Source organism: Dethiosulfovibrio peptidovorans DSM 11002, from assembly GCF_000172975.1.
Taxonomy (GTDB): Bacteria; Synergistota; Synergistia; order Synergistales; family Dethiosulfovibrionaceae; genus Dethiosulfovibrio; species Dethiosulfovibrio peptidovorans.
This window is the reverse complement of the sequence record NZ_ABTR02000001.1, coordinates 1567233-1592847: the sequence shown is the minus strand read 5'-3', so window position 1 is coordinate 1592847 and position 25615 is coordinate 1567233. Positions and strand designations below refer to the sequence as shown.

Here is a 25615-nt window from a genome sequence, read left to right as displayed (position 1 = left end):
TCGAAAGGAGATTTATTCAAATGAGAAGACTGATTTTAGTGTTGATGACTGCGACCCTTTTGGCATCCGTTACCGTGGGCTCCGAGGCTGCGGGAAAGAGGGATTTGACCGTGACGTACGTAAAGGCCCCACTCAACGTACCGTCTATCCTACAGAAGAGACTGAAACTCATAGAAAAAGCCTTTCCGGGCTTCACCGTGTCGCACCCCGAATTGACCGCCGGACCCAAGCAGACCGCCGGTCTGGCCTCTGGATCGGTAGACGTGGCCAACTGTCTCGGTGGAACATCGGCGATTCTAGCCTACGCCAACGGGGTCGACCTGAAGGTGATCGGCATATTCGCCCGCTCGCCCAGGGCCTTTACCATACTGGCTAAAGACGAGAACATAGAGGCCATCGCCGATCTCAAGGGAAAGAAAATCGCCGGTCCCAAGGGCACCATACTCCATCAACTGCTGGTAGCGGCCCTGAATAGAGAGGGGTTATCGATAAGCGACGTCCAGTTCCTGGGAATGGGGCTAGCCGACGGAGTAACGGCGATGATGAACGGGAGCGTCGACGCGTGTCTGGCCGCTGGCCCCGCTGTACTGAGGTCAACCGAACGGGGTGCTAGGATAATAACGACGGGGGAAGGTTTTGTAGACGCCACCACCGTTATCGCTGTCAGAGGAGAGCTTCTCAGGGACGACCCCGATCTGGTTCGACGTTTTATGAAGGTGGACGAGGAGAGCGTCAAGCTGCTGGAGGACGACAGGGCAAGAGCCATAGAGATAACGGCGGAGGAAACGGGCCTCTCGATCGACGACGTAAAGACCATGCTTCCACTCTACGACTTCGACTCGACGATTCGACCTTCCGACGTGGAGGAACTGAATAGAACCCAGGATTTTCTGTTCGACAACGGAATGTTGCCCCATAAGATCGATATAGAAAAAATGGTTAAAACAATATAGGGATATCGAAAAGGCCGCTTTTGATAGAGCGGCCTTTTCGATATCGTATCGTTTATGCCTATCTGCGAAGTACCATCAAAGGAATCAGAAGAAGCAAGGAAGCGACGGAAAAGAATGAAACGGAACAACCACCGGAACCTCCGTCTCCGTTTTCGTCAGAATCGGATTCACCGCTATCCTTGACCGACTGGATTACGTAAACCTTGGCCCTGATGCCGTCTCCGGAATCGAGATCGAAATCATCTCCGTTCTTAATCTCGAAGGAGAAACCATCGTTTTCTTTCGATCTTACGAAGGAGCTCCCGGCTACTTCGGTGGTGGAAAGCATATCGAGTTCACCATCGGATTTCTCCGTCACGAAGAAAGTATCGAGAGTTCCGGAAGGCTTCACCGAAACCGTACCCTTCAACACAGTCCCGGAGGTGCTGGGTTCATAGAGAAGACCTCTTCTGCACTTACCCATTCCCTTCATACTGGATATTTTCTCGAGCTCCTCCTCGGAGGTCTTCTTAGGAGTTACCCTTTTATTCCCTACCTGGAGAGTCGGAAGAGAATCCGCCTCGGCCGACTCCGGCTCATCCACCGAGATCCTGCCGACGAAGGGAGAGCTACAGACATTGCTCACCGTCTTGGCCCTAAGCTCCTTCATCCTTTTCGTCTGAGTCGCCGTCGCCTTCTTCAAGATCGAGAAAATCCGAGACGTAGAGATCCGAATTTCCTCGGAAGAGATATCTCTCCGGTTGCACCAACTGTCGGAAAGAGACAAGCGATCTCCCGATGTAGCGGAACCGGAGATCACGACATCGTCGGCACTCATACCCATCTGATCCACCCAGAACTCTATAGGACCATCGGTGTTCCAACCGGTCTCAACAGAGATATCCTCGGGACGGAACACCCCGTCGAATCGACGATTCGATACACCTATTCCACCGCTACGGTCAAGCGCAGGTATACAAAAAGTCTTGCCCTTTTAGCGACTATGGAACAAAATACGAGAAGTGTTTTGGACTAAACGGAGAGGGGAAATAGCTTTGAATCGGGACAAGAAAGCGAACAAATACGACGAGGTGGAGAGGTTTCACGGCCATCAATGTCCAGGACTGGCCATAGGGATAAGGGCTTCGGAGCTGGCTTTGAGGGAGTTGGGAGAGGGCGACGGAGACGAGGAATTGGTGTGCATATCCGAGACCGATATGTGCGGTGTCGACGCAATCCAATACATGACCAACTGTACTTTGGGAAAGGGGAACCTCGTACTACACCACTACGGGAAGGTGGCCTTCACCTTCTACCGACGTAGGGACGGCAAGGGAGTCAGAATGGTCCTGAGACCGAACCTAAACATGGAGATGGATAGGGAAGAATACAGGCTTTATCTGCTAAAGGCTCCGTTGGAAGAACTCTTTGAATTAGGGGCACCGAGGGAGGAACTTCCCCCAAAGGCCTTCAGAGAGAACACCCTTATCTGTGCCGGATGCGGCGAGGGAACCATGGAATCCATGACCAGAAACATGGATGGAGAGGTCTATTGCCTTCCCTGCTACAGAGAGAGACACGGAGAAAGATGACTTAGAAATCTGGGAAGGCGATCGGAATTTCCCGTAAAAAGATCGGGAAAATACCGATTGCCTTTTTGTGTTTTTCCCTCTAGTCTAAACAAAACGACTTCGGGAGGGATAGTCACAATGGCATTCAACTTAAAAGACGACAAACGGCTGGCAGAGCTCATAGAGGCTGAAGAGAACAGACAGAGAGACCACCTCGACATGGTCGCATCTCAGAGTATAGCCCCTCGGGCCATCCTGGAAGTCTCGGGCAGCTGTCTCTCCAACCGGACCATAGAGGGATATCCCGGCAGGAGGTACTACGCCGGGGGAATCTATCTGGACGAGATAGAGACCTTGGCTATAGAGAGGGCGAAAGCCCTGTTCGGAGCGGAACACGTAAACGTCCAACCTCATTGCGGTACAAACACCAACCTGGCGGTGTATCAGGCGGTGCTGGAACCAGGGGACACTGTGCTATCCATGGACATGTCGTCGGGAGGACATCTATCTCACGGTCACAAAAGAAACATCGCCAGCAGACTTTACCGATTCGTGCATTACGGGGTGAGAAAGGACGACGAGCTCATAGACATGGAACAGCTCCGAGATATGGCTATGATACATAGGCCCAAACTGATAGTGGGGGGAGGCAGCAGCTATCCCAGAGAGATCGACTGGAAAGCCTTCAGGGAAATAGCGGACGAATCGGGGGCGATGCTACTGGCCGACGTTGCCCATACGGCAGGCCTGATCGCCGCGGGAATTCACGTAAACCCCGTTCCTTTTTGCGACTTCGTGACCTTCTCTCTCTACAAAACTCTGCCGGGTCCCAGAGGTGGCTGCATCCTCTGCCGTGAAAAATACGCCAAGGAGATCGACCTGGCCATATTCCCGGGCCATCAGGGATCGATGATAACCTCTCTGGTAGCGGCAAAGGCGGCCTGCTTCGCCATAGCTGCGACCAAGGAATTCAAGGTATTGGCCGGACGCATCGTGGACGACGCGAGGGCCCTGGCCTCGGGGCTGACGAGACGGGGGCTCCGGACAGTGACAGGAGGAACCGACAGTCACATAGTCCTGTTGGACCTGAGGAACCTTAACATCACCGGCAAGGAGGGCGAAGGGCTTCTGGAGAGTTCGGGAATCACGGTCAACAGAAATGGGATCCCCTTCGACCCCCTCCAGCCCTGGATAGCCAGCGGTGTAAGGATAGGCACCACGGTAGCTGCCATGAGGGGGATGGGTCCATCGGAGATGGAGACCGTCGCCGCCCTCATATCCAGGGCCCTCTCGGGAGAAAACGTATCGGAGGAGACCGCCGAATTATGTCGCCGATTCCCCTCCTCCGTTCTGTGAAACTATAGCACTCAGGGAGGTCGATTTTATGGTTAAGAAAGACGATGCTCTTAGATTGTTGAAAGACAAAAAGCCCATGTTCTGGGAAAACGACAGAAAATCTCCCGCCGAGGACGTATTGAGAGAGCTCCCTTTGACCATGTCGGACGTAGCCGACGCCGACGGAAGACTTCATCGCTTCGCACCCTATCTGGCCTCCCGTTTTCCAGAAACGGCGGACGGGATCATCGAATCGCCTCTATCCGAGGCGGGAAAACTGAAAAAAACCTTGGAAAAATCCTACGGGACCACCCTCCCGAGACTGCTGCTGAAGAAAGACAACGACCTGCCTGTGGCAGGCTCCATAAAGGCCAGAGGCGGAATCCACGAGATACTCGCCCTCGCGGAGGCCATCGCTCTGAGATCGGGAAAACTCGAGATAGACCGAGACTATAGGATTCTTGAAGAACCGGAGTTCAAGGAACTCTTTTCCCGTCACTCGGTAGCGGTAGGATCCACGGGAAACCTGGGAATCAGCATAGGGGTGATGTCCGCCGAGCTGGGCTTTAACGTGACGGTCCATATGTCCCGAGACGCCAAGGACTGGAAAAAGGGACTTTTGAGATCCAAGGGCGTAAAGGTGGTAGAACACGACGACGATTACAGCGCAGCCGTATCGGAAGGCCGAAGGATTTGCCGTGAGGACAAAACCTGTCACTTCGTGGACGACGAGAACTCCCGACTCCTGTTCGTGGGATACGCAGTGGCCGCTCTCAGGCTCAGAAATCAACTCAAGGAAATGAAGGTCATCGTCGACGAAAAACACCCACTCAGGGTATATCTACCGTGTGGAGTAGGAGGAGCTCCCGGAGGAATCGCCTTCGGACTCAAACAGCTGTACGGAGACTCGGTCAAATGCTGGTTCGTAGAGCCAACCCACGCTCCCTGCATGGCCCTGGCCATGGTCCAGGACACCCCGGATCTCACCGTCTCGGATTACGGCATAGACGGAATAACCGAGGCGGACGGCCTTGCCGTAGGAGCCCCGTCGAAACTGATATGGTCCATCTGCCGCAATCTTATAGACGGGGTTATGACCGTGGAGGACAACCGCCTTTACGAGCTTCAATATCTGGTGGACCGTTCCGAGTCGGTCAAGGCAGAACCCTCGGCGGCGGCAGGATTGCAGGGTCCGTTACTGCTCTCTCCGCTTCCCGGCGAGACGGCTATATCCTGGCTTACAGGAGGAAGCTTTCTGCCAGACGAAATATACGAGGACATGTTAAAAAAAGGACGGAGACTCTTGAAGGCCCCCGTTTTGCCGGATGATACGGACTTGTGATCGATCGAGATGTGAGGTAAGATCTTCGAAGAGCAAAAGAGGGACAGTGCGTCCCAAAAACGAGACAAAAGAGTGAGGAGGAGTTCTTACATGGCATTTCTCTCGGACATCGAGATAGCCCAGCAGGCTAAGATGAAACCCATAACGGAGGTGGCGGCCCAACTCGGCATAGAGGAGGACGACCTGGAACACTACGGCAAATACAAGGCCAAGGTGTCCTACGATCTGTGGAACCGCATCAAGGATGACGAGGACGGTAAGCTTATCCTGGTGACGGCCATTACCCCCACCCCGGCGGGAGAGGGAAAGACCACCACGTCGGTAGGTCTAGCCCAGGCCCTGGCCAAGCTGGGAAAGAAGACCACCCTGGCCCTCAGAGAGCCATCTCTTGGCCCGGTTTTCGGAGTCAAGGGCGGAGCCGCCGGAGGTGGTTACAGCCAGGTCGTGCCTATGGAGGACATCAACATCCACTTCACCGGAGACCTCCACGCCATAACCTCGGCCCACAACCTCCTCGCCGCGATGCTGGACAACTCGATACAGCAGGGCAACGAGCTGAACATCGATCCCCGCAGGATCGTCTTGAAGAGGGTTCTGGACATGAACGACAGGGCCCTGAGACATACAGTCATAGGCCTAGGAGGCAAGCCCCACGGCATGCCCAGAGAGGACGGCTTCGACATAACGGTGGCTTCGGAGGTGATGGCCATTCTCTGTCTCGCCTCGGGGATCTCGGATCTCAAGGAGAGGCTCGCCAAGATCATCGTCGCCTACGACTACGAAGGCAAGGCTGTGACGGCAGGTGACCTGAGGGCCCAGGGAGCCATGGCGATGCTGCTGAAAGACGCCCTCAAACCCAACCTGGTGCAGACATTGGAGCACGTTCCGGCCTTCATACACGGCGGTCCCTTCGCCAACATAGCCCACGGCTGCAACAGCGTCATGGCCACTAAGTACGGCCTAAAACTGGCGGATTATTTCGTGACCGAGGCGGGCTTCGCCGCCGACCTGGGCGCGGAGAAGTTCCTGGACATCAAGTGCCGTCTGGCCGGTCTGAAGCCGAACGCGGTGGTGATAGTGGCCACGGTGAGGGCCCTCAAGATGCACGGGGGAGTTTCCAAGGACAAGCTGGGCGAGGTTAATATGGACGCTCTCGCCGCCGGCATTCCCAACCTGGAGAAACACATAGAGAACATGAAGAACTTCGGGCTTCCCGTGGTGGTGGCGATCAACGCCTTCCCCACCGACACTCCCGAGGAGCTCAAGCTGGTCGAGGAGAAATGCGCAGCCCTCGGCGCCCCGGTGGCCCTGTCAGAAATATGGGCAAAGGGAGGCGAGGGAGGAATCGACCTGGCCGAGAAGGTCATAGCCGCCTGTGACGAGAAGAACGATTTCCACTTCCTCTACGACGAGAAGTTGAGTCCCAAGGAGAAGATCACCAAGATAGCCACGGAGATCTACGGAGCCGACGGAGTCAGCTTCACCGACAAGGCGGAGAAGGACCTAAAGGCTATTCACGATCTCGGTCTGGACGATCTTCTGATCTGCATGGCCAAGACCCAGGCCTCCATCTCCGACGACCCGGCAAAGAAGGGCCGACCCACCGGCTTCACCGTAACGGTCAGGGAGGTAAGGGCCTCCGCCGGAGCCGGATTCATAGTGGCCATAACCGGCTCTATAATGACCATGCCGGGACTGCCCAAGAAACCAGCCGCTCTGGCAATAGACGTCGACGAAAACGGAAGAATCTCCGGATTGTTCTAGTAACTCCACCAATCAGCTTATGATAAAACGAAACGGGCGAAGGTTTTTCTACTTTCGCCCGTTTTGCAATCTCCCTTGACAGGGACTCCTGATCGTTGGAAAGTATGGATACCGACCCTAATCCTTTAGAGGAGACCTCGTCTTGAAAAAAACTCCACCCGCCGTCAAAGACCGCTCTTTTGCGCCTTTCGCCGAGACCCTCCTAAAAAGTGGAGGACTGGAGGACATTCTCCGAACCATTCACGAACTATCCGGATTCGACTGCGCCTTTAAGCTCAATAGCGGGAAACTACACGTTTTCTCCAGAAATACCGAGTTCTTCGAGCAGATAAAGACCTATCCTCATCGAGAACTACTCCGGATATTCCATCACACGACCGTCAGTCAGGACAATAGCGTAGTGGGGACTCTGATACTTAACCGTCCGCGAGAAGATCCTTCTTCGACTACCGATTTATTGGAAAATGCAACTCTGGCTCTTAGGCTACTGCTCAATAGAAAACACAGCGAGCTCAAGGTGGAACAGAGATACAGAGACCACTGCGTTCAGGACCTTCTTTTCTCCAGGATAAGGCACCCAGACGAACTGGAGAACAGAGCTTCTCTATTCGGATGGGACCTTTCTGGATCTGTGACGGCGGTGGTCGCAATGGCAGTGGATACCGACCCGGAAGACAGGATAAGACAGACCATATGTCATCGACTGAGGTCATTCTACCCTAAGCTTATCTTCGCCAACGTGGGACACCATCTGGCACTTCTGATTCCCTCGTCGACCAACGGCTCCAAGGAGATATTCGAGACTTGTCGCTACGTAAGAGACGAGATAACTCCTCTAAAGGTGAGACTAGGAATAGGAGATCCTCGATCTTCCTTCATAGACGCTGGAGAAAGTTACAGGGAAGCATGTCAGGCTATAGAGATAATGGATCGTTTTCTCAAAGACTGGGCCATCGCCAGATGGAACGAGCTCGGGGCCTATAAACTCCTGTCCACCTTGGCACAGAAGAGCGACGGTGTAGACTTCATGAGACAAAAGCTAAGTCCGCTTGTAGAATATGACAAAACGAACAACACGGAACTGATGGCGACCCTGCTGGCGATAGACAGGGGGAACTGGAACCTCAGGACAGCGGCGGACAGTCTGTACGTTCACTACAACACGGTAAAATACCGTTTCAAGAGGATCTGCGAGGTGCTATCGCTAGATTTGGACGACAACGAACAGCGTTTCGCCGTCAGTCTATCCCTGAGGATCTTTCTCATACACGATAGTTTCAAGGGCCAATCTGGACCATCTACATCAAGCTGATTTTGTCTTCACAAGACAACTTCTCCAAAAAGCCTTGTCCATGTTGGACAAGGCTTTTTCTAAAATCATGCTATATACTTTAGTCAGAAAGAGGGATAACCGTGAAAAGACACGAACTAGTTCCGGATAAAGAAATCGTTCAAATACTGCAAAATCTCGTCAGGATAAGGACCACCCTTCCCAGAGGAGACGAGAGGGACTGCGCAAATTATATTGCCTCCCTGTTTCCCGAGGATAGAGTCAAAATAAAACTACTGGAACACGGGGGCAATAGGGCTTCTTTGAAGATCTCCATACCGGGAGATTCAGAGGAGAAGAACCTGGCCTTCGTGGGACACATGGACACCATCGACGTGGACAATCCCGACTCCTGGACCAGATCACCCTTCGGGGCCGAACACGAAGACGGAAAGATTTACGGAAAGGGAACCATCAACGCCAAAGGTGGATTGGCATCGATCATAGCCGCAGGTCTGGCAATGGTAAGGTCCGGCATCAATCCGCCCTATCCCGTCCACCTTTGCCTATCCGCCGACGAGGAGCTGAACGGCATAGGAGCTGGCGCTCTTCTTAAAAGCGGACTTATGGATGAGATGGACGAACTCGTGGTGGTCGAACCTACATCTATGTCTATAGCGTTGGCCGAAAAAGGAGCCCTTTGGCTAGAGATATCGGTAGAGGGGAAAGAATGTCACAGTGCCACACCGGAAAAAGGAGTGAACGCCGTCACGAACTTCATGAAACTCGCATCCAGTCTAAACCAGAGTCTGATCAAAGAGCCATCTCACAGACTTCTGGGAAGAAACAGCTGCACCGTCACCAAGATCGAAGGAGGCTCTAATCTCAACGTGGTCCCAGGCAAAGCCAGAGGGGTTCTGGATATAAGGCTTCTGCCCTCGATCGATTCGGAAGATATAGCGAAAAAAGCGAGAGAAATAGCGGACGAGATGGAATCTCAGACCGATTCACTCAAAATCGAGATGAGAGAAGTCAACTCACAGCCTCCGGTGGGAATGCATCACAGTGCTCCAATGGTGGTTAATTTCAAGAACATATGCACTTCGCTTAATCTACCATCGGAAGAGATCGGAATACATCCCTTTACCGACGCCTCCAGACTGGTACCGACTCTGGGCATACCCTTCGTCATATTCGGTCCTGGAGACCACAACAGAAGCTATACGGTCGACGAGTGGATCTCGGTCGAGGAGGTCTGTACTGCTGCGGAAGTACTTCTAAGATATGCCATGGGAAACAACGGAAAGTCTTAAAAACTTTGGAGGGTTTTTCATGAATCTACTAGCAAAGATCAACCGTTTCTTCGAGATTTTCGAGAGAAACGTCGTCGCCTATAGCATCATCGTAATGGCGCTGGTCAGCATAGGCAACGTTATAAGTCGCAATCTGTTTCAACATAGTTGGACCTATGCGGAGGAGGTAAGTCAGTTCACCATAATCTGGGTAACGTTCATAGGTGCCAGTTACGCGGCGAGAAAAGGCGTCCATATCAGGATGTCCGCCATATACGACGTGATGCCCGAAACCATGAGAAAGATAATGATGCTCATAATGACCGCCGGAACCGCTTTTTTGATGTTCGTCCTTTGCTACTATTCCTCCTGTTATACCATGAAACTTTTTATATCCGGCCGGATGTCTCCGGCTCTTAGATTCCCTCTCTACCTAGTAATCATGTGGGTCCCTCTTGGTTTTTTCATGACCGGACTTCAATATGCGCTCACGTTCATCAAAAATCTACGGAATTCCGAGATTTACGTCGCTCCTAACGTCGTCGACGGAGAGAGCGAAACCGACGAGTTTATGGTTTAGGGGGACTGGCAGATGTTGATAACCCTTGTAGGCGTCATGACGGCTTTGCTGCTTCTCGGATTCCCGATGATGGTTCCTCTCATGGCGGGGGCCTTAGTGACTTTGATCTTCTACTTTCCCAACCTCGATCCTACCATGCTGATGCAACAGGTCGTCGGGGGGATACAGTCCATGTCGCTTATAGCTGTACCTATGTTCATCTTCGCCGCAGATATAATGACCGCCGGCGAGGTAGCGGACAGATTGCTTCACTTCGTCGTCAGGTTCATAGGTCATAAAAGAGGAGGACTTCCCATAGCCACAGCTGGCGCCTGCACCCTGTTCGGAGCGGTATCGGGCTCCACCCAGGCCACGGTGGTCGCCATAGGAGGCCCGATGAGGCCGATGCTGATGGACGCGGGATACTCATCCTCTTTCTCCACGGCACTGATAATCAACTCCGCCGAGATCGCACTGCTGATACCGCCAAGCATATATATGATCGTCTACGGCGTCGTCGGCGGAGCCTCGGTTGGAGAACTGTTCATCGCCGGAGTCGGTCCCGGACTTTTGATCTTCCTGTTCTTTTCCCTCTACTGCTGGTTCGTATCGGATCCCCACAATATCGCGACCAAGGCGACGTGGAAAGAACGGATGACCGCGCTGAAAGAGGCGCTTTTGAGCTTCACCTTCCCTCTCATAATATTCGGAGGAATCTACTCGGGAGTATTCAGCCCTACGGAGGCGGCAGCCGTCTCGGTTCTATACGCTTTCCTTCTGGAGCGATTCGTGTATAAATCCATAACATTTAAGGACATTCCCAAACTAGCTCTCCGAACCGGGGTGGTCACAGCAATTGTATTCATTTTGATAGCCGTGGGACAGGCCTTTTCCTGGACGATCTCTTTCGCCAGGATACCGAATATAATTCTTCCGGCCCTGCTCGGGGTCGATCCAACTCAGCTTCGCATCCTTACGGTTTTATCCATCGCCTACTTCCTGGGATGCATGTTCGTGGATCCGGTGGTGGTAATAATGATCCTGACCCCCATATTCAGAGGACCTGTAGCGGCTTCCGGGCTAGACAACGTCCTAGTGGGAACGATAGTGACCCTTCAGGCCGCGATCGGATCTTCTACACCACCGTTCGGGTGCAACATATTCACAGCGATTCCGATATTCCGTCAGAAATATCTGGACGTGGTGAAGGGAGTTCCTCCCTTCATAATAATGATGGTCATAATCTCGGCACTTCTCGTCATGTTCCCGCAGATTGCCCTCTTCCTTAGGGACCTGGCGATATCGAGGTAAATCGGCATCTCAGGGACGAGATCCCTGCGGCACAAAAGCAGCACATACATAAAGGAGGAAACAAAGATGAGCAAACACACGATAATGGCTATTTTAGCCGCAACCTTCGCCTTGACGGTCGCTACCACCGCCTTCGGAGCTCCAAAGTACCAGTGGAGACTGGCGGAAGAGGAAATCACCGGTAGTGTCTGCGACGTCTACGCCAACGAGTTCGCCCGTCTTCTCAAGGAAAAATCCGACGGAGAGATACAGCTGGACATCTATCCCCTAGGAACTCTGGGGTCTCCTAAGGAGATATTCGAACTCTGTCAGAACGGGGCCATCGAATTCGTACTCGACGGAGCCGGTCAGGTAGGAAGCATCGTTCCGGAAAACCAGATCTTCTCGATGCAATTTCTTTTCTCCGACAACCAGGAGGTCAACGAGAAAGTCCTCGCTACTAGCAAGGCACTTAACGAGATGCTCTCCAGCGCCTACGAGAGACAGGGAGTCAAGGTACTGGCCTACTGGAGCGAGGGAGCCATGGACTGGACCGCCAACAAGCCCCTTCTTACTCCCGAGGATTTCAAGGGATTCAAAATGCGGACCATGCCGTCTCCAATGATAGTGGAATCCTATAAGGTGTACGGTGCCAATCCGACTCCGGTCCCCTTCATGGAGGTCTACAGCGGTCTTCAGCTCAACATGATCGACGGTCAGGAAAACGCCCCCTATATAGTCCAGGAGATGAAGTTCATGGAGGTCCAGGACTATTACATCGAGTCGGCCCACAAGATCTACATCATGCAGACCATGGTGAACAAGAGATTCTTCGAGAAACTGCCCGAGGACATCCAGAAAATCGTTCTCGAAGCGGTCGACGAGCTCCGTCCGTTTGGATATAAAATCCAGAAGGAGCTTAACGATAAGAGGATGGACATGATCAAGGCCAAGATGAAATCAAGCCAGAAGGTGGTAGCCATAACCCCCGAGGCCAGAGCAAAATTCCAGGAATTATCCAAGAAGACCGATAGTACTTACATAAAGATATCCGGCAACCCCGAACTAGCCGAGGACATTCTCGCCACTTTGAGGGAAGAAATCGCCGAGGCGGAAAAAGAGGCGTCAGGAAACTAATCCAATAAGAGACAAAAAAGGGATGAGCGGATCCCACAATCCGCTCATCCCTCGAAAAAACAAAAAACTTCATCTACGCGAGTAGTATATCACGGAGGCGATATTAATGGATCAGAAAAAGAAATACATCCACGCAGTTCCCAACTTCAGCGAAGGACGTCGTACAGAGGTGATCGAAGCCATAGTGGGCGAAATCAAGAACGTAAAAGGGGTTAAACTAATCGACTTCTTTCCCGACGCCGACTTCAACCGTACCGTCATCGAGTGTATAGGCGAGCCGGAGCCTCTCATGGAAGCTCTCTTGAACATGGCAGAAAAGGCTTACGAGCTCATAGACATGGAAAAACAGAAAGGATCTCATCCCAGAATCGGAGCGCAGGACACCATACCGGTATTCCCTCTCATGAACGTAACTCTCGAAGAATGCGCCGAGTTCGCGGAAAAGGTAGGGACCGCCCTTTTCGAGAGATTCCAGGTTCCCGTATATTTCAGCGGCGAAAACGCCAGAACTCCGGAACGCAGGGAGCTGGGATACATCAGGAAAGGACAGTATGAAGGATTGAAAGAGGTCGTCCATCTGCCTGAAAGGGCTCCAGATCTAGGACCTGCCAAGCTACATCCCTCAGCGGGAGCGACCATCGTCAGTGCCGCCACTAGCAATCTGGTGGCGATAAACGTTCTTCTAAGCACCATCGATATAGAGATAGGCAAGAGAATAGCCAAGATGATGAGAGGCCCTAGCGGAGGCTTCAGCACCATCCGATCCGTCGCCTTCAAGCCGGACGGATACGATAACGTAGCGGTATCCATGAATATGTTCGATATCGATCAGACCCCCATCTACAGGGCTTTCCAGGTAATAGAGAACGAGGCCAAGAGATACGGACTGAGCATCATAGGCACCCAGGTCTGTGGCACATTGAGACAGAAGGCTCTCATCAACTGTGCCGAGTACTTCCTCCGCTTAGTCGATTTCGACTACAATCAGATAGTGGAAAACAACATACTCGCGCTGGTGGGAGAGGAATAGATCGATGCTGGTGGACATGAGCCTTAAAGAATTTTACCAAGTGCTATCATCCGACTCCCCCGCTCCTGGAGGAGGAAGTGTAGCCGCCCTTTCCGGGGCTATGGGAGCCGGGCTAGTCTCTATGGTATGCAATCTCACCATGGGCAAGAAAGGCTACGAGAACGTTAGTGAAAACGCCGAAAAAACGATGGCGAGAAGCGGCTCATTGGGACAAGATCTTATAGGCTATATAGATGTCGATACGAATGCGTTCAACGAAGTAATGGCGGCCTTCAAGATGCCCAAGGAAACGGACGAGCAAAAAAAAGCCAGAAGTGCCGCCATACAGGAGGGCTACAAGGCGGCTATACGATCTCCTCTGACCATAGCCGAAGCCTGTCTGGAGATAATGGAGCTCGCCGATGGCATGCTCGGCAAAGGGAACTCCAACGCCTTAAGCGACCTGGGGGTCGGGGCCGATATGGCCTACTCGGGACTTAAGGGGGCGGTGATGAACGTAGAGATAAACCTCCCCTCCATAAAAGACGAGACCTTCGCATCGGATACGACGAAGAAGATCTCCTCACTGGAAAACAGAGGAGCCGTTTTGGCAGCAAGAATCCGTGAATACGTCAAAAAAGGCGGTCAAGCCTAGTATCACTATCTGTATTTTGAGACTATAATCGCGATATCCCTCCGAAAAACTCAGATTCGGAGGGATATCGCGATAAGAGAGAGAAGGAGGAGTTCTTACATGGCATTTCTCTCGGACATCGAGATAGCCCAGCAGGCTAAGATGAAACCCATAACGGAGGTGGCGGCCCAACTCGGCATAGAGGAGGACGACCTGGAACACTACGGCAAATACAAGGCCAAGGTGTCCTACGATCTGTGGAACCGCATCAAGGATGACGAGGACGGTAAGCTTATCCTGGTGACGGCCATTACCCCCACCCCGGCGGGAGAGGGAAAGACCACCACGTCGGTAGGTCTAGCCCAGGCCCTGGCCAAGCTGGGAAAGAAGACCACCCTGGCCCTCAGAGAGCCATCTCTTGGCCCGGTTTTCGGAGTCAAGGGCGGAGCCGCCGGAGGTGGTTACAGCCAGGTCGTGCCTATGGAGGACATCAACATCCACTTCACCGGAGACCTCCACGCCATAACCTCGGCCCACAACCTCCTCGCCGCGATGCTGGACAACTCGATACAGCAGGGCAACGAGCTGAACATCGATCCCCGCAGGATCGTCTTGAAGAGGGTTCTGGACATGAACGACAGGGCCCTGAGACATACAGTCATAGGCCTAGGAGGCAAGCCCCACGGCATGCCCAGAGAGGACGGCTTCGACATAACGGTGGCTTCGGAGGTGATGGCCATTCTCTGTCTCGCCTCGGGGATCTCGGATCTCAAGGAGAGGCTCGCCAAGATCATCGTCGCCTACGACTACGAAGGCAAGGCTGTGACGGCAGGTGACCTGAGGGCCCAGGGAGCCATGGCGATGCTGCTGAAAGACGCCCTCAAACCCAACCTGGTGCAGACATTGGAGCACGTTCCGGCCTTCATACACGGCGGTCCCTTCGCCAACATAGCCCACGGCTGCAACAGCGTCATGGCCACTAAGTACGGCCTAAAACTGGCGGATTATTTCGTGACCGAGGCGGGCTTCGCCGCCGACCTGGGCGCGGAGAAGTTCCTGGACATCAAGTGCCGTCTGGCCGGTCTGAAGCCGAACGCGGTGGTGATAGTGGCCACGGTGAGGGCCCTCAAGATGCACGGGGGAGTTTCCAAGGACAAGCTGGGCGAGGTTAATATGGACGCTCTCGCCGCCGGCATTCCCAACCTGGAGAAACACATAGAGAACATGAAGAACTTCGGGCTTCCCGTGGTGGTGGCGATCAACGCCTTCCCCACCGACACTCCCGAGGAGCTCAAGCTGGTCGAGGAGAAATGCGCAGCCCTCGGCGCCCCGGTGGCCCTGTCAGAAATATGGGCAAAGGGAGGCGAGGGAGGAATCGACCTGGCCGAGAAGGTCATAGCCGCCTGTGACGAGAAGAACGATTTCCACTTCCTCTACGACGAGAAGTTGAGTCCCAAGGAGAAGATCACCAAGATAGCCACGGAGATCTACGGAGCCGACGGAGTCAGCTTCACCGACAAGGCGGAGAAGGACCTAAAGGCTATTCACGATCTCGGTCTGGACGATCTTCTGATCTGCATGGCCAAGACCCAGGCCTCCATCTCCGACGACCCGGCAAAGAAGGGCCGACCCACCGGCTTCACCGTAACGGTCAGGGAGGTAAGGGCCTCCGCCGGAGCCGGATTCATAGTGGCCATAACCGGCTCTATAATGACCATGCCGGGACTGCCCAAGAAACCAGCCGCTCTGGCAATAGACGTCGACGAAAACGGAAGAATCTCCGGATTGTTCTAACGAAGTCACGGTTCATCACCATATGAAAAGGGCGAAGGTCTTGCGACCTTCGCCCTTTTCATCGTATAGTCGAGGTGGATAAGAAAGCAAAGGAGGGATTCTACATGATCGGAAGATCGATTTTGATAGTGCTTCTATACCTTTTCGTTGCCGACTCGTCAGAGGGAATCGAAAGATACCGCTGGCGACTCGCCGAGGAGGAGGTGGAGGGCAGCGTCTGCGACCTCTACGCCAGGGAGTTCGCCAGACTTTTGAAAGAAAAATCCGGAGGGACGATAGAGCTTTCCATATTCCCGCTGGGAACTCTCGGAACCCCACAGGAAATCTACGACCTCTGCCGTCAGGGATCGGTCGACTTCCTTCTGGACGGAGCTGGACAGGTGGGAGCGAGAGTTCCTGAAAACCAGATCTTCTCCATACCCTTTTTTTTCAGCGACGACGACGACGAAAACGAGAGGATCCTCTCCAAAAGCGTGGCTTTGAACGAATATCTGACGTCGGCCTATGAAAGACAGGGGGTCACGGTTCTGGCCTACTGGAGCGAGGGAGCCATGGACTGGACCTCCAACAGGAACTTGACCTCTCCGGAAGACTTCAAAGGCCTGAAAATAAGGACGATGCCATCGGGTATAATAGGCAGATGCTACGAGACATTGGGAGCTAACCCCAGGATAGTTCCGTTCATGGAGGTCTACACCTCTCTCCACCTCGGCCACGTAGAGGCACAGGAAAACGCTCCCTACATCGTGGAGGAGATGGGTTTTATGGACTTTCAAAGCCATTACATAAGGTCCAAGCACAAAATCTACGTTATGCAGACCATGGTCAATCTGAAAATGTGGAAAAACCTTCCACATGAGGTCAGGGAGATCGTTTTGGATTCCATAGAAGAACTGCGTCCGTTAGCCCTGAAGATCCAGAGGGAGCAGAACAGAAAAAAGCTGGATAAAATAGTGGGTTCCATGGAAAAGGGGCAACGTTACGTCTCTCTATCTAAAGAACAGCGAGATGTTCTCCGCAGAGCATTCGGAAACTGCGGATCAAGGCTTTACGTGGAGAACTCCAACGATAAGAAGCTGGCCCGAAGAATATACGATACGATAAAAAAAGAGATAGAGGAGATCACTGGTCGTCGGTAGAGACGCCTCTACCACACACCTCTTCTCAACGACAGCCACCAAACAGCTACGGTGGCGGTAAGAGGAACCGTCAACAGAAGTCCCATGGTTCCGGCCAAACTCTGGATCAGTTCCTGAGCAACCATAGGATCGTTAAGAAGAAAATTTAGGTCTATCTCGGACGTCACCATCAGGAGGGTCATTATCATAGAACTGCCGAAATAGGCCAGGATCAAGGTGTTGATCATGCTTCCCAATATCTCTCGCCCCACGCTTATTCCGGAAAGCCAGAGTCTCGGCATCGGGATTGCCGGATCGTAATCCACAAGCTCCGCCATGGAGGACGTAACAGATATGGACACGTCCAAAACAGCCCCAATGGCCCCTATTATCACCGAGGCCAGAAAGATGCCTCTCATATCGTATCCGGGAAAGGAACTGGCGAAAAGAGCCGCCCCCTCGCCTCCGAGGCCTGTTATCTGCCAGAGCCAGTTCGCCGAGGCCCCGAGAGCCCAGGCCGCACAGGCTCCTCCTATGGCGCCTAAAAAAGCTACCGGTCTGTAGGTCGGTCTACGGACCACAAGAAATACGGTGACAACCGAAACTGACGCCACCGCGACTATGGCGGAAAAAACCGGATCGAAACCGGAAAGTACGGCAGGGACGAAACCCTTCAACAAAACCGCCAGAGAAATCCCCAAACCTATCAGGGCCCTAACCCCGGCCCACCCTGCAAAAAAACATACGGACGAAACGGAGAAGACGATAAAGGACACCACCCAGGGTAGCCTAAACCTGTCGCTGACGGAATATTGGACCACCCCATCGGGAAAACGGTCTGCCATAAGGATATACTTCCTTCCGGGAACCATCTTCAGATAGCTACCCTCCAGCTGTTCCACCGTGACCTTGCCGCTTCTTCCTTCCATATCTCCTGTGAGAAATGTAGCCAAGACGTCGAAACGAAGGCTTTTCCATTCATCGTCCTCACTCATTTTTTCCGACGGATCCTCCTGAACCTGCCGGAACGTCTCTATCTCCACTATCCAACAATCCTCCAGATCCCAGGAATCCACCACGACCTTTCCCGCCGCCAAGCCGAAAAACCAGGATCCTATGGCTATGCAAACGGTTATTAAAGTCATCCTAAAAGCTTTTTTTCGGGACATATTTTTCCTCTCCCTTCTTCGAACCACGGGTGTTTGTATATCAGTTTCCGCCTGAAACCGCAAGGGACACTTGACTAAAGGAATATTTGAATATATGCTCATATATCGAAGGGAGTGGATTCGACTTGGGAAAGGATAGACCTTTTTTGGAGGAATTGTCAGCCATGTTCAAGGCTCTGGGAGATCCTACGAGACTGGGGATAGTGCTCGAACTTATGGAGACGGAGAAATGCGTCTCCGAGATATCCTCCTCTTTGAGCATAAGCGATTCGTCGACGTCCCATCACCTCAGAAGCCTTAGACAGCTCAAGCTAGTCAAGAGAAGACGGGAGGGTCAGAAGCTATTCTACTCTCTCGACGATCATCACGTATATCTGATATTGACCATAGGCCTGGAGCACCAGGAACATAGAGGAAGGGAAGAGGAAAGATGAATTTTGCGGTGGAAATCGTCAAAGAAGCGGGACATATGTTTCTCGATGCAGCCCCCTATATGTTGATCGGGATCATGCTCAGTGGATTTCTGAAAGCATTCATAGATCCCGGCTGGGTCAACCGTTTTTTGGGAGGACGTGGGGTAGCCCCCGTGGTGAGAGCCTCACTGGCGGGAATTCCCCTACCCCTGTGTTCCTGCGGGGTGATCCCGGCGGCGGCGGGACTAAGAAAACAGGGAGCATCGGCGAGTGCGACCACCGCCTTTCTGATCTCAACACCGGAATCCGGGGTAGACTCCATAGCGATGAGCTATGCCCTTCTGGATCCCATAATGACGGTAGCCCGCCCGATAGTGGCGTTCATATCGGCTTTTACCGCAGGAGTTCTATCCGTCTTTTTCGGGGGGAAAGAGGAGGACAAAAACACGGAAGAGAGGCCGGACGTCACCTGTAGCTCATGTCACGACCACCATGAACACAATCACGGACATATTCGAGACGGTGGGCGCCGTTCGATCCGCGATAAGATCAGAGACGGTCTGAGATTCGCCGTTTTCGACATATGGGGAGATCTGGCCAGCGCCTTTTTCCTGGGGATAGTCCTATCGGGAATCATAGCCGTCGCCGTGCCTCAGACCTTCCTCGAGGGAGCCCTGGGAGGCGGCATAGGATCCATGCTCATCATGCTGGTAGCGGGCATACCGATGTATATCTGCGCTACATCTTCGACCCCTCTGGCAGCGGCCTTGATACTCAAGGGGGTGTCTCCCGGAGCCGCACTCGTCTTTCTCATGGCGGGACCGGCAACCAACGTATCGGCCATCCCGGTACTACATAGGGTCTTGGGAACGAAAAGACTCCTCATATATCTGGGGTCGATAGCGGTAGTATCCGTGGCCTCCGGTCTGGCTCTCGACAGCCTGTATGAATTTTTAGGTACCTCAGCCCAGGCCACCGTAGGGCAGACCGAGGAAATTCTCTCTCCGTGGATAAGCTGGGGATCCTCCGTCCTCTTGATAACCCTGTGGATCATTTCCAGGAGATCAAGAAGGATTCCGCGGTTATTTCGTTTTTTTCCGAAAAGAGGCTGATGGACAAAGGGGAAAAAACCGATAACATATATATAGACGAGTTTTTGAGGAGGGAGGGCCATGCGAATAGACCAACATCCACCCGTAAAAGTTCCACAGACCGATGAAGAGCTTCTCGAGGAATTGAAAAAAGCTAAAAAGAACGTTTATAAAGCCAGTATCGACATGATCGACATACACCACAAGACGGTCAAGGAGGGACAGGAAAGGCGCAAGGCCTTCTACGAGATGAAAGACCTCAAGAAGAAATCGGACAAAGCCAGGGAGAAGAGGAAAGAACTGGCGGAAGAGGACCTGGAGATAAAGCGGCAGAGACAGAAGTTCTTTGCGGAGAGGCGAATGGAAAGGGAATCCAAGTGGAAAAGGATGACCTCGACCACCCCATAGGAAAAATACCGATAAAGGGAGCCCGTTTTTTCGGGTCCCCTTTTTTAGTGCCGAAAACGAGAAAAAGTGTTTGACAAGACGAACAAACGGATGTATCCTATGACCTGTCAGGAAGTTAGAAAGAACGAACTCCCCTTCCGTTCTTTCCTGACATGATGTCAAATTCCCCCTCTCAATGCTGGAGCCCGGTTCCCCCCGGGCTCCTCCTATTTATACCATGGAGGCGTTTTATATGGAGATCTTCTGTCATCACGTTTACGAATACTGGAAGGGACTCAGAAACCTGATACTTCACACCGCTCCGGTTTCCGAACAGGGACAGATCGAGCACAAACTAAGACATCACAGAATACCCTATGTCATACATCCCATAGGCAACGGAAGGATAAACGTGTTTTTCGGACACCCCGACTGCATAGCTGTGGTCAGTCGTTTCGGCACAACAGACCTATCCAAGCTTACGGACGAACAGGATTTTATCCTCGGAATAATGCTGGGATACGACAGGATGAAACAATGTGCCAGATACCTCAAAAAGAGGCCTGACAGAGAGGAACTTATAGGCTAAAAGGGCAGCTCGGCACTATGACCGGGCTGCCCTTTTATTCCGTTATGTTCGTGTCTTATCCGGCATGGACTCGCATATCTCGGAGAACACGGAGAAATTCGCTAGAAAAAGATCCGTCAAGGACGGGTCGAAATGAGAACTCCTCTCCTCCGATATCAGATCCAGAATCCTCTGCGCCGGCCAAGCTTCCTTATAAACTCTTTTATGGGATAGAGCGTCGAAAACGTCCACTATCGCCACGATCCTGGCCTCGATCGAAATATCCTCTCCCGCGATTCCCCTTGGGTAGCCCTTTCCGTCCCATCTCTCGTGATGCTCGTGGGCTATCCGGGCCGCTATACCGAAAAGGGGACCTCCTGTTCGAGAAAGTATCTCGTACCCCAGCACTGTATGCTCCTTCATAAGCTCGAATTCCTCTTCCGAAAGGGGACCAGGTTTCGATAAAATCCTATCGGGAATGCCTATCTTTCCTATATCGTGCATGGAGGAAGCCAAGGCGATCCTTCTGGATTCGTCCACGGTAAGACCTCTCATAAAAGCTAGGGATTCGGTCATGGCAGCTACCCTGCGAACGTGATTGGCCGTTTCCTTAGACCTGTTCTCTATCACCTCGCCCAGGGTGAAGGCGATCTCCCTCTGGGTTCTTCGGAGCTCGGAGTTGAGACGTATTACCTCCCTCTCCGCCCTTTCGCTCCTGTCCAACTGGGCCGTAAGGGCCTCGGTCTGACTGGCTACCTTCCGTCTCAAGGTAAATATCCATAAAAAGACACCTCCAACCAAAGGGGATAGACAGATCGACGCTTTTCGGATTTGAGAGCCGTCCAATCCAAGAAAGGTCCTGTTCCCCTCTTTAAGCATAAGCCTGGGAGGATTTATCGCCTCGGCGGAGAAAGAAGTACAAAAATAAAAAGCCGCCCCTAAGAATAACGGGACGGCCTTTTTTATCAGAGATCTCAGAGTCTAATTCATATCCCGGGCCTGGACCCAGATGACGGCATCCTTCCCGAGCTCGGCTCCCTTGTACTCCTCTGTTATAACTCCGAGAGCGGCGAATCCCCACCAACCGGCCTTGGGAATAGCGTAGACGAAGGTTCCGTTGGCGTCGGCAACGATGGTCTGGGTGACGAAACAGTCCTGGGGGGCCTCCACGGCTGCTTCGGCGGCGAAGGAATTACCCTCCAACATAGGAAGGTGGTTCAGATACTCCACCTCGATCTCGGCGAAGGGAACGGGCTCTCCGTTGGCCTTGACCACACCGCGGAAGACGTTACCGGTCCAGAGACCGTAGGGCTTGTCCAGAGGAACTATCTCGGCAGGCAGGCCGATCTCCTCGTTCCAGTCGGTGGGAAGCCCCGCGACGTTGACTATCATCTTGGTGCACTGCTGCATCCAGATCCCCTCGGATGCCTCGAAGTAGGGCATGGGGACCAGACCGAAGACAAAGTCTCCCATGCCTCTCAGGGGAACCTCGGCCTCGTATCCCTTTCCTGAGTTGGTGAGACTGGTCCACATTATGGGCTTGACCGACTTGGTAAGATCGGTCTTCTTGCCCTTATGGACCATAACGAAACTGTCCACACCGTCCATGTCCATGGTGTGTCCTGCCTCGAAGGGATGGGTAAAAACGAGCTTGAGATTCAAGGTCTCCGGTTTGGTCAGAGCGCTTTCAGGGGTATATACCATCTGAAAATGGGCGAAAGCCGGAACGCTGAGGGAACAGATAAGGGCACAGGCTAGCCCCAAAACACCGCTACGCTTCATATAAAGTCACTCCTCTCGAGATAACCGGGGCACCTGACAAGGCACTCCGGGGTCTATGGCTTACTGTATTTCCTCACCTTTTATCAAGACCGCGTGACCCGGTCCGGCGTTGAACTCAACCTCGTAATCCCCTTCGGGAATGTCGAAGGTGAACTCGCCGAGATCGTCCATTTTTCCCTCCTGGATGACAGTGCCATCGGGAGTACGTACCGTCATCTTGACACCGGCGGCGGAAGATCCGTCGGAGAAACCACCCTCGCAGGTAACGGTACCGTCACCGTTGAGGTAACAGGCGCAGATGGGGGTATGGGCGTAAGCGACCACGGTCCAGGCCAGACACAGGGCCATTCCTAAAGCGAATATAACTCTCCTCTTCATGTATTACACCTCCTTCCCTTTCTCTATGGATGCCTCTCGATTCGATGGATTGATAAGACCGAGGGCAAATGTCGTTAAAAGGGCACAGCCGTAGAAAACCCAGGTTGCGGTAAACCCGGACAGACCCAAGTTACTGCCTACTGTAAATATCAGTGACGCACAGATAAGCCCTAAAACTATCGGATACCCCAAGGAAAAGAAGGCCCATTTCCAGCTCCCCGACTCGACCTTGACCATAATCAAAGTCGCCACACAGGGAGGATAGAGAGCCATAAAGACCATCAGTGCCAAGGCGTGAAGAGGTGTCATTCCTCCCTCTTTCTTTATGCCTTCCTCCAGGGAGTCCTGATCGGAGTCGACAGGACGATATATCATCCCCAAGGTAGCCACACTGCTTTCCTTGGCGGCCAGAGAGCTAAGCAGAGCCACGTTCACCTTCCAGTCGAACCCGGCATAATGGGTCACTGGTTCCAGGGCTTTTCCTGCACGCCCAAGCCAACTATCGTTGGTCCTCTCGTCGGACATCTCCTTCATGAGGAAGGCCCTGTCTCTCCTGAAAAGCTTATAGGCCCTGTTGACCTTCTTCGCGTCCTTGTCCGATCTGTTAGAACGATCTATCAAAGGAAAAAGTTCGGGATCCATAGCCTTGAACTTCGCGTTCAAGCTTTCAATGTCCTGTCCGGACATCCTGGCACTTTTAAACCTTCCCATATAGTCGATGAGACGAATAATTCCACTCTCACTGTCCAGTATTTTTCCGTAAGACGTCCCCTCTACCTTAGCCTGGAAACCAGCCACGAGCTCGCTTGCCCTTTCGGTAAAAGAGGAATAACGCTCCTGGGGTAGAGAGGGATAATTGATCAGGAAGTAGACCAAAATAGCTACCGCGACGACAACCGTTCCAACTTTTTTCAGAAAAAGCCAGGTCCTCTCGACCGATCTGGTGACCACCCCTCTCACGGTAGGTCTGTGATAGGACGGGAGCTCCATGACGAAGGGCGAGCTCTCTTTTCCCTTCAGGACCGTTAAAGACAGCACCTTCGCCACGGCCAGACCGAAGATTATGGTTATGGTGGAGATGAAGGCCATCATAGCCCCCCCGCGATCGGCGAAGAAGACGCTTATCAACAGAGTGTAGAGAGGTATCTTGGCCATGCAGTTCATCAGAGGGACCACCAGTATGGTAGCCAAACGAGCCTTCTCGTCCGCTATGACCCTGGTCGCCATGACGCCCGGAACGGCACACCCCCCGACGAAGACCCCTCCAAGTATCAGAGGCAGGGTCGACTGACCGTGAAGTCCGAACTTCCTGAAGAGACGGTCGAGAATGAAGGCCATCCTCGGCATATACCCTACGTCCTCCAGAATGGCTATCGACGCGAAGAGTATGAGGAATATAGGCACATATATAAGGACAGAGTTGATCGCCGCCACAACACTCAACACCAGTGAGCGGATCAGAGGCTCCTCCAGCACTCCGGCGGGAGGTAACCATCCGGACACCAAAGCCTCGAAACGGCTGAGCCAAGGCACCAGATACTCGGTGGCCTTATAGCCCTGGACTATCGCCAACTCGTAAAGCCAGTAGACCACGGCCAGAAGTATCAGGGGACCGCCGAACCTGTGAACCACCACAGAGTCTATTCTGTCCGTCCAGGACACCTTGCCGGCGGAGCTATCGTTCACACATCGAGACTCTATCTCCTCCGCTCTCAGGTGACGACAGAGACCTATGTGGGACCTGGGATCGTCACCATGCTCATCCTCGAAGGAGGCGGCCAAACGAGAGACCTTTTCTAAAAGGACTCTTCCGCTATCTCCAGAGGCTCCCACCCGTTCCATGACTGAGGAATCTCCCTCTAAAAGCTTTATGATCGACCACCTAGCCGGGAAAGACATCTCTGGGATAGACTTCATCTCGTCGGAAAGATCCGATATCAAAGGCTCCAAAGGCCCATAATCCACGATAAAGGGAGACCTACCCTCTTTTGATAGGGACGAGAAAAGCTGCTTCTTAAGCTCCTTGCAGCCTATCCCTCTGTTGCCGACGGTCTCCAAGACGGGAACGCCCAGCTCCCTCGAGAGGACATCCACATCGACGGGAGTTCCTTTCGACCTGGCGACATCAGCCATATTCAGAGCCACCACCAGAGGAGCTCCCATCTCCAGAAGCTGAAACATAAGGTAAAGCCCTCTGCGAAGGTTGGAACCGTCCACGACCCCCACCACGACGTCGGCCTCACCTCCCAGGATGAAGTCCCGGGCGACCATCTCCTCGGAGGAATAGGACGTTAGGCTGTAGGTTCCGGGAAGGTCCACCACGTCGAAGGAACGATCCTGATATCGATACTTCCCTCTCTTTATGTCCACGGTCACTCCGGGATAGTTGGCCACGTGCTGCCGAGCCCCTGTCAACATATTGAAGATGGTCGACTTACCGCAGTTGGGCTGACCGGCCAGAGCAACTACAGTGTTTGAGATCGTCATATCGGCTCAACCTCTATGTTGGCCGCCTCGGCGTGTCTTACGGTAACGTGCTGACTTCCCAGAAGAAACTCCACCGGATCTACAAGCGGTGCGTTCCGGACTACCTTAATCGTTACTCCTTTAAAAAACCCCATATCCATGAGCCTTTGGCCCACCACACCCCTGGCCCCGTTACGGACCAGACGAACGATGCTTCCTGGCTTCACCTCGTCCAAAGTCACAGCGCTACCCCCGTTCCAACAAAGTTATTATAATCTAACTCAAAAGAACGACCGAAAAAACCGGCGACTCCG

At 53.0% G+C, this 25615-nt stretch carries 25 protein-coding genes; 18 read left to right on the top strand and 7 right to left on the bottom strand.

What is annotated here, in order from left to right; translation table 11 throughout:
- Positions 1-20 precede the first annotated feature (20 nt).
- Positions 21-953 (top strand): ABC transporter substrate-binding protein, encoded by a 933-nt coding sequence (locus DPEP_RS07585; RefSeq protein WP_005660995.1) that lies wholly within the window; start codon positions 21-23, stop codon positions 951-953.
- Positions 954-1011: 58 nt separating this feature from the next.
- Here DPEP_RS07585 and DPEP_RS07580 read toward each other — a convergent pair whose 3' ends face one another.
- Complete coding sequence (locus DPEP_RS07580) at positions 1012-1851, bottom strand: Synerg-CTERM sorting domain-containing protein (protein WP_040382498.1); 840 nt, start codon at positions 1849-1851, stop codon at positions 1012-1014.
- A 136-nt stretch (positions 1852-1987) separates the two neighbouring features.
- On the opposite strand from DPEP_RS07580, the gene DPEP_RS07575 reads away from it, so the two are divergent.
- The 13 genes from DPEP_RS07575 to dctP all read left to right on the top strand — a co-directional run bounded on the left by DPEP_RS07575 (position 1988) and on the right by dctP (position 17068).
- Positions 1988-2524, top strand: coding sequence for an FmdE family protein (locus DPEP_RS07575; RefSeq protein ID WP_005660992.1), 537 nt, complete (start codon positions 1988-1990; stop codon positions 2522-2524).
- A gap of 117 nt (positions 2525-2641) precedes the next feature.
- Positions 2642-3859 (top strand): serine hydroxymethyltransferase, encoded by a 1218-nt coding sequence (locus DPEP_RS07570; protein WP_005660990.1) that lies wholly within the window; start codon positions 2642-2644, stop codon positions 3857-3859.
- 28 nt (positions 3860-3887) lie between these two features.
- A complete protein-coding gene (locus tag DPEP_RS07565) occupies positions 3888-5180 on the top strand; it encodes a D-serine ammonia-lyase (RefSeq protein ID WP_005660988.1) in 1293 nt (430 codons plus the stop codon).
- A 90-nt stretch (positions 5181-5270) separates the two neighbouring features.
- Complete coding sequence (locus DPEP_RS07560) at positions 5271-6944, top strand: formate--tetrahydrofolate ligase (RefSeq protein ID WP_005660974.1); 1674 nt, start codon at positions 5271-5273, stop codon at positions 6942-6944.
- Between the two features lie 142 nt (positions 6945-7086).
- The gene (locus DPEP_RS07555; RefSeq protein ID WP_005660986.1) at positions 7087-8256 is read left to right on the top strand and encodes a PucR family transcriptional regulator; all 1170 of its coding nucleotides are present in this window, start codon (positions 7087-7089) and stop codon (positions 8254-8256) included.
- A gap of 101 nt (positions 8257-8357) precedes the next feature.
- Positions 8358-9527 (top strand): M20 family metallopeptidase, encoded by a 1170-nt coding sequence (locus DPEP_RS07550; protein ID WP_005660984.1) that lies wholly within the window; start codon positions 8358-8360, stop codon positions 9525-9527.
- A 19-nt stretch (positions 9528-9546) separates the two neighbouring features.
- Positions 9547-10086 carry a TRAP transporter small permease gene (locus tag DPEP_RS07545; RefSeq protein ID WP_005660983.1) on the top strand — a complete coding sequence of 180 codons (540 nt, stop codon included), beginning with the start codon at positions 9547-9549 and terminating at the stop codon, positions 10084-10086.
- 12 nt (positions 10087-10098) lie between these two features.
- Complete coding sequence (locus DPEP_RS07540) at positions 10099-11376, top strand: TRAP transporter large permease (RefSeq protein ID WP_005660981.1); 1278 nt, start codon at positions 10099-10101, stop codon at positions 11374-11376.
- Positions 11377-11442: 66 nt separating this feature from the next.
- Positions 11443-12492, top strand: a complete 1050-nt coding sequence (locus DPEP_RS07535) for a TRAP transporter substrate-binding protein (RefSeq protein WP_005660980.1) — start codon at positions 11443-11445, stop codon at positions 12490-12492.
- Between the two features lie 106 nt (positions 12493-12598).
- Positions 12599-13522 carry a glutamate formimidoyltransferase gene (gene ftcD / locus DPEP_RS07530; RefSeq protein ID WP_005660978.1) on the top strand — a complete coding sequence of 308 codons (924 nt, stop codon included), beginning with the start codon at positions 12599-12601 and terminating at the stop codon, positions 13520-13522.
- 4 nt (positions 13523-13526) lie between these two features.
- Positions 13527-14156, top strand: coding sequence for a cyclodeaminase/cyclohydrolase family protein (locus DPEP_RS07525; RefSeq protein WP_005660977.1), 630 nt, complete (start codon positions 13527-13529; stop codon positions 14154-14156).
- A gap of 99 nt (positions 14157-14255) precedes the next feature.
- Complete coding sequence (locus DPEP_RS07520) at positions 14256-15929, top strand: formate--tetrahydrofolate ligase (protein ID WP_005660974.1); 1674 nt, start codon at positions 14256-14258, stop codon at positions 15927-15929.
- A gap of 104 nt (positions 15930-16033) precedes the next feature.
- Positions 16034-17068: a TRAP transporter substrate-binding protein DctP gene (gene dctP, locus DPEP_RS07515; RefSeq protein WP_005660973.1), complete on the top strand. Its 1035-nt coding sequence runs from the start codon at positions 16034-16036 to the stop codon at positions 17066-17068.
- A gap of 8 nt (positions 17069-17076) precedes the next feature.
- Here dctP and DPEP_RS07510 read toward each other — a convergent pair whose 3' ends face one another.
- The gene (locus DPEP_RS07510) at positions 17077-18216 is read right to left on the bottom strand and encodes a YibE/F family protein (protein WP_005660971.1); all 1140 of its coding nucleotides are present in this window, start codon (positions 18214-18216) and stop codon (positions 17077-17079) included.
- A gap of 125 nt (positions 18217-18341) precedes the next feature.
- Between DPEP_RS07510 and DPEP_RS07505 the strand changes: the two genes are divergently transcribed.
- From DPEP_RS07505 to DPEP_RS07490, 4 genes are all read left to right on the top strand, one after another.
- Positions 18342-18650, top strand: coding sequence for an ArsR/SmtB family transcription factor (locus DPEP_RS07505; RefSeq protein ID WP_050771312.1), 309 nt, complete (start codon positions 18342-18344; stop codon positions 18648-18650).
- Positions 18647-19741, top strand: coding sequence for an SO_0444 family Cu/Zn efflux transporter (locus DPEP_RS07500; protein ID WP_005660968.1), 1095 nt, complete (start codon positions 18647-18649; stop codon positions 19739-19741). The genes DPEP_RS07505 and DPEP_RS07500 overlap by 4 nt, the downstream gene beginning before the upstream one ends.
- A gap of 60 nt (positions 19742-19801) precedes the next feature.
- Positions 19802-20128 (top strand): hypothetical protein, encoded by a 327-nt coding sequence (locus tag DPEP_RS07495; RefSeq protein WP_005660967.1) that lies wholly within the window; start codon positions 19802-19804, stop codon positions 20126-20128.
- Between the two features lie 232 nt (positions 20129-20360).
- Positions 20361-20696 (top strand): DUF2023 family protein, encoded by a 336-nt coding sequence (locus DPEP_RS07490; protein ID WP_005660965.1) that lies wholly within the window; start codon positions 20361-20363, stop codon positions 20694-20696.
- A 42-nt stretch (positions 20697-20738) separates the two neighbouring features.
- Here the strand turns inward: DPEP_RS07490 and DPEP_RS07485 are convergent, their stop codons facing one another.
- The 5 genes from DPEP_RS07485 to DPEP_RS07465 all read right to left on the bottom strand — a co-directional run bounded on the left by DPEP_RS07485 (position 20739) and on the right by DPEP_RS07465 (position 25543).
- Positions 20739-21443: an HD-GYP domain-containing protein gene (locus DPEP_RS07485; RefSeq protein ID WP_198003058.1), complete on the bottom strand. Its 705-nt coding sequence runs from the start codon at positions 21441-21443 to the stop codon at positions 20739-20741.
- Between the two features lie 213 nt (positions 21444-21656).
- Positions 21657-22457 (bottom strand): DUF4198 domain-containing protein, encoded by an 801-nt coding sequence (locus tag DPEP_RS07480; protein ID WP_005660962.1) that lies wholly within the window; start codon positions 22455-22457, stop codon positions 21657-21659.
- A gap of 60 nt (positions 22458-22517) precedes the next feature.
- Positions 22518-22835 carry an Ig-like domain-containing protein gene (locus DPEP_RS07475; protein WP_005660960.1) on the bottom strand — a complete coding sequence of 106 codons (318 nt, stop codon included), beginning with the start codon at positions 22833-22835 and terminating at the stop codon, positions 22518-22520.
- A 3-nt stretch (positions 22836-22838) separates the two neighbouring features.
- A complete protein-coding gene (gene feoB, locus DPEP_RS07470; protein ID WP_005660958.1) occupies positions 22839-25322 on the bottom strand; it encodes a ferrous iron transport protein B in 2484 nt (827 codons plus the stop codon).
- Entirely contained in the window at positions 25319-25543 is a 225-nt protein-coding gene (locus DPEP_RS07465) for a FeoA family protein (protein WP_005660956.1), read from the bottom strand. The genes feoB and DPEP_RS07465 overlap by 4 nt, the downstream gene beginning before the upstream one ends.
- Between the last annotated feature and the right edge of the window lie 72 nt (positions 25544-25615).